This is a genomic window from uncultured Ralstonia sp., assembly GCA_913056305.1.
Taxonomy (GTDB): domain Bacteria; phylum Pseudomonadota; class Gammaproteobacteria; order Burkholderiales; family Burkholderiaceae; genus Ralstonia.
In genome coordinates, this window is sequence record CAJXMR010000295.1 from 1 (window position 1) to 4,797 (window position 4,797).

4 protein-coding genes are annotated in these 4,797 nt (G+C 66.8%); 3 read left to right on the top strand and 1 reads right to left on the bottom strand.

Annotation, left to right across the window (positions count from 1 at the left end; all coding sequences use genetic code 11):
- The first annotated feature begins 92 nt into the window (after nucleotides 1-92).
- Nucleotides 93-1,286 (top strand): DUF1501 domain-containing protein, encoded by a 1,194-nt coding sequence (locus tag QZ609_RS24715; protein WP_295500555.1) that lies wholly within the window; start codon nucleotides 93-95, stop codon nucleotides 1,284-1,286.
- A 15-nt stretch (nucleotides 1,287-1,301) separates the two neighbouring features.
- Here the strand turns inward: QZ609_RS24715 and hpnD are convergent, their stop codons facing one another.
- The gene (hpnD, locus tag QZ609_RS24720) at nucleotides 1,302-2,186 is read right to left on the bottom strand and encodes a presqualene diphosphate synthase HpnD (RefSeq protein WP_295500558.1); all 885 of its coding nucleotides are present in this window, start codon (nucleotides 2,184-2,186) and stop codon (nucleotides 1,302-1,304) included.
- Nucleotides 2,187-2,328: 142 nt separating this feature from the next.
- Between hpnD and QZ609_RS24725 the strand changes: the two genes are divergently transcribed.
- The gene (locus QZ609_RS24725; protein ID WP_295500561.1) at nucleotides 2,329-3,546 is read left to right on the top strand and encodes an efflux RND transporter periplasmic adaptor subunit; all 1,218 of its coding nucleotides are present in this window, start codon (nucleotides 2,329-2,331) and stop codon (nucleotides 3,544-3,546) included.
- 43 nt (nucleotides 3,547-3,589) lie between these two features.
- A partial coding sequence (locus QZ609_RS24730; protein ID WP_295500564.1) for an efflux RND transporter permease subunit occupies nucleotides 3,590-4,797 on the top strand: 1,208 nt, incomplete at its 3' end.

Genomic DNA, 4,797 nt, shown 5'->3' on the forward strand with positions numbered 1-4,797 from the left:
CCCGTCAAGCTGGCCGGTACGGCGTACCTGCGCACGCTGATGATGGACCCGGCTTACCAACTCAAGTAACCACCCACGCGTCGGAGGACATCATGGAACGTCGCGATTTTCTGAAAGCGGGCGCTGTGCTCGGCATGGGTGGCGCAGTACCGGGCATCGTCTTCGCGCAGGGGCAGCGGGATCAAGGCGGGCGCAAGGGTTACGGCAACCTGCTGATCATGATCGAGCTGAAGGGCGGCAACGACGGGCTGAACACCGTGGTGCCGTACACCAGCACGCAGTATTACGCACTGCGCCCGCGCATCGCCATCAAGCGCGAGCAGGTGCTGCAGCTCGATGACCGCTATGGCCTGCATCCCTCGCTGCAGCCGATGATGCCGTTGTGGCAGGCCGGCGAGCTGTCGGTGGTGCAGGGGTTGTCGTATCCGCAGCCGAACCTGTCGCACTTCCGCTCGATCGAGATCTGGGACACGGCTTCGCGCTCCGATCAGTATCTGCGCGAAGGCTGGCTGACCCGCACGTTTGCCGCCCGACCGGTGCCGGCGTCGTTTGGCGCGGATGGTGTAATCGTCGGTACGGCCGACCTGGGCCCGCTGGACGGGGGCGCCCGCGCGGTGGCGCTGGCCAATCCGGACGCCTTCCTCAACGAAGCCAAGCTGGCGATGCCGTCCCACGCCCTGGGCAACGCGACGCTGGAGCATGTGCTCAAGGTCGAGGCGGATATTGTCAAGGCGGCTGACGGCCTGCGCCCGAAGGCCGGCAAGTTCGAATTCAAGACGCACTTCCCGGACGGCGGCTTCGGCAACTCCATCAAGGCGGCCATGCAGGTGGTGGCGGCGCCCGGGCGCGGTGGCGCGGATGTGGCGGTGGTGTGCCTGTCGCTGGGCAGCTTCGATACGCATACCAACCAGCAGGGCACGCAGGCGAATCTGCTGCGCCAGCTGGGCGAGGGCATTGCCTCGCTCAAGAGCGCGCTCACCGAGCTGGGCCGCTGGAACGACACGCTGATCGTGACGTACTCTGAGTTCGGCCGCCGCCCGCGCGAGAACCTGAATAACGGCACCGACCACGGCACCGCCGCTGCCCACTTTGTGGCCGGCGGGCGCGTCAAGGGCGGGCTGACCGGGCATGGGCCGGTGCTGGAACAGCTCGATGGTGGCGGCAACCTGGCGCCGGCGGTGGATTTCCGCTCGCTTTACGCGACGGTGCTGGAGCGCTGGTGGGGGATGGATTCTCAGCCGGTGCTGGCCGGCCGCTTTGCGCCGCTGGACCTGATCAAGACCTGAGGGCGAAGGCGCAGATCACGCGCGGATTTGCGTCTTCCAGGCCAGCCACAGCTTGCGCAGCGGTGTCAGGTCGGTGCGTTGGGTCAGCACCTGGAAGCCATCGGCCTCGATCTCGTCGAGCAGGCGCATCGCCAGCACGCCGCGGATCAGCGCCGGGCGCTGGGCGCGGCGGTCTTCAGCCGGCAGCGCGGTCAGCGCTTCCTGGTGCGTGGCGCGGGCACGCTCGGCCTGGAAGGCCATCAGCGCCTTGAAGCCGTCCGAATACCGCCGATTGAACAGATCGCTCGCTGGCACATTGAAGCGCTGCAACTCGTCCACGGGGATGTAGACGCGGTTGTGGCGCACGTCGTCGCCCAGGTTGCGGATGAAGTGCACGAGCTGCTCGGACAGCGCCTGCAGCCGGGCAAATTCCAGTGTTCGTGCCTGCACGTGGCCGGCGATGCGCGCGGCCAGCCGGCCGGCCACGCCCGCCACCTGGTCGCCATGGCGGCGCAGGTTGGGCCAATCCAGGTAGCGGTTCTGCATGGCATCGGCCTCGACACCCGCGAACAGCTCGCCCAGATGCACGGCACCGATGTCGTAGGTGGCCAGGTGCGGGTGTAGCGCCTGGGTGGCCGGGTGCTCCGGACGTCCCTCGGACAGCCGTGCCAGCTCGTGCCGCCACCATTGCAGCTTGGATTGCACCACCGCCGGGTCCGTGGCGTCGCGTACGGCGTCTTCCAGTTCGCGGCGCATGGCTTCCAGCGCGATGGTCGCGCGGCGGCGTTCGGGCGCCAGGAACAGGACGCTGTAATACAGGCTGCTGCCAGGCGGGGCGGCCTTGTCGGCGCAATAGTCGTCGGGGGTCACGGCAGAAAAAGGGGCAGAAAGGGGGCGGTGGGGGTCGGACAGGGCGGCCATTCTACATGGCACCCCCGGCTGGGGATGTGGCCGTCTAAAGTCAGTGGGCAATCCTTGGTCAATAGGAATATTCCTAATCGTTGACCCTCGACGAACCGGTGGGTATATTACTGACCGGTCAGTTATTTACTGAGAGCGTGTCATGCCTGTCAGCCGTGCGCTATGCCTGCCGTACCCGCAGTCCGACTCCACCGGTTCTTCCGACACGCGCCATCGGCTGCGCAGGCGATCGAGCTATCCCGCAGCAGCAGCGGTCTTGCTGACCGGCGCGGCGCTGCTGGCCGGCTGCAGCAAGGAGCAGCCCAAGGCACCCGACGTGCGCCCCGTGCGCACCATGACGGTGGTGAGCGAGCAGGCTGCCGGCACCGTCGATTTCTCCGGCGACGTGCGCCCACGCATTGAATCGCGCCTGGGCTTCCGCGTGCCGGGCAAGATCGTTGCGCGGCTGGTCGATGTGGGGGCGACGGTCAAGAAGGGGCAGGTGCTGGCACGGCTCGACCCGACCGATCTGGCGCTCGCCCAGCAATCAGCCCAGGCCCAACTGTCGGCTGCCAAGACTGACCGCGACCTGGCTGCCGCCGACCTCAAACGTTTTTCCGAGCTGTACGCCAAGAATTTCATCAGCGCAGCCGAACAGCAGCGCCATCAAGCCAACTACGATGCCGCCCAGGCCCGTTACGAGCAGGCCACGGCCGGTTATCGCAATCAGGCCAATCAGGCGGCCTACGCCACGCTCGAAGCTGATGCGGATGGCGTGGTGACGGGCGTCGATGCCGAGGTCGGGCAGGTCGTGTCCGCCGGGCAGCCGGTCGTGCGTGTGGCGCAGACGGCGGAGAAGGAAGTCGTGGTCGGCATTCCCGAAGACCAGGTGGACGCCTTGCGCAAGTCGCCCGAAGTGCGCGTCAAGCTCTGGGCCGACCAGTCGCGCAGCTTGGCCGGCAAGGTGCGCGAGATTGCGCCGGCCGCCGACCCGCTCACCCGCACGTACACGACGAAGATTTCTGTGCCGAACCCGCCGCCCGAACTGAAGCTCGGCATGACGGCGGTGGCCACGTTCGTGCGCCCTGGCGGTGGTGCCGACAGCGGCGGCATGGGTGTGCGCGTGCCGATCAGCGCGCTGCTGCAGGACCAGGGCAAGAACGTCGTGTGGCTGTACGACGCCGCTTCGCAGACGGTCAAGCCCGTGCCGGTGACGGTGGGCGAGCCGCGCGACAACGTACTGCTGGTCACCAGCGGCCTCGCGCCCGGCCAGACCATCGTCACGGCTGGGGTGCATCTGCTCAAGGCCGGCCAGAAGGTGATGCCGATGGCGCCGGCCGACCAGCCCTCAGCGCAATCCGCCATTACGCCGCGCCGCTGAGCCCCGGTCGGCTCTTCGCCCAATCACGCCAACCTTCGCGCGCATGGAACATTCCCGTTTCAACCTGTCACGCTGGGCGCTGGAACACCAGCCGCTGACCCGCTTCCTGCTGGTCGCGCTGCTGCTCGGCGGCATCTTTGCGTATTCCAAGCTGGGGCAGGACGAAGACCCGCCCTTTACCTTCCGCGCGATGGTGGTGCAGGCCTTCTGGCCCGGCGCCACGGCCGAGCAGATGTCGCGTCAGGTGACCGACAAGATCGAGAAGGCGCTGCAGGAAGTGCCGTACGCCTGGAAGATCCGCAGCTACTCCAAGCCGGGCGAGACGCTGGTCACGTTCCAGCTGGCCGACACGTCGCCGTCCAAGGACACGCAGCAGCTCTGGTACACGGTCCGCAAGAAAGTGGGGGACATCGCGGGTACGTTGCCACAGGGCGTGCGCGGGCCGTACTTCAACGATGACTTTGGCGACGTGTACGGCTCGATCTACGCGCTGTCCGCCGATGGGTTTTCCTACCGCCAGCTCAACGATTATGCGGACGCGATCCGCCAGCAGTTGCTGCGCGTGCCCAACGTTGCCAAGGTCGAGCTGCTGGGCGACCAGGACGAGAAGATCTACATCGAGTTCCAGCAGGCCAAGCTGGCGCAGATGGGGTTGGACATCAACAGCATCGCCACGCAGATCGGGCAGCAGAACAACATCGGCCCGAGCGGCGTGCTGGTGACGCCCACCGATAACGTGCAGATCCGCCTGTCGGGCCAGTTCTCGGACATCCGTGACCTGGAGAACCTGACGCTGCGCGGCCCCGGCGGCACCACCAACATCCGCCTGGCCGACATCGCCGCGGTCAAGCACGGCTACGTCGATCCGCCGCACGCCAAGATGCGCTACAACGGCCGCGAGGTGATCGGCCTGGGCATCTCCATGACCAAGGGCGGCGACATCATCCAGCTCGGCAAGGACCTGCGCAAGACGGTCGACACCATCCGCGCCAAGCTGCCGGTCGGCATCGAGATGGAGCAGGTGCAGGACCAGCCGCAATCGGTGCAGCACTCCGTGGGCGAGTTCGTGCACGTGCTGATCGAGGCGGTTGTGATCGTGCTGGGCGTGAGCTTCCTCTCGCTGGGTCTGCACACCAAGCCGCGCCTGCGCATCGACGTGTGGCCGGGGCTGGTGGTGGGCCTGACGATTCCGCTGGTGCTGGCGGTGACGTTCCTGTTCATGAACATCTTCGACATCGGCCTGCACAAGAT

Excerpts from the sequence above, each read along its gene's own strand:
- hpnD (WP_295500558.1), bottom strand. The coding sequence starts at position 2,186 with ATGGCCGCCCTGTCCGACCCCCACCGCCCCCTTTCTGCCCCTTTTTCT.
- QZ609_RS24715 (WP_295500555.1), top strand. The coding sequence starts at position 93 with ATGGAACGTCGCGATTTTCTGAAAGCGGGCGCTGTGCTCGGCATGGGT.
- QZ609_RS24725 (WP_295500561.1), top strand. The coding sequence starts at position 2,329 with ATGCCTGTCAGCCGTGCGCTATGCCTGCCGTACCCGCAGTCCGACTCC.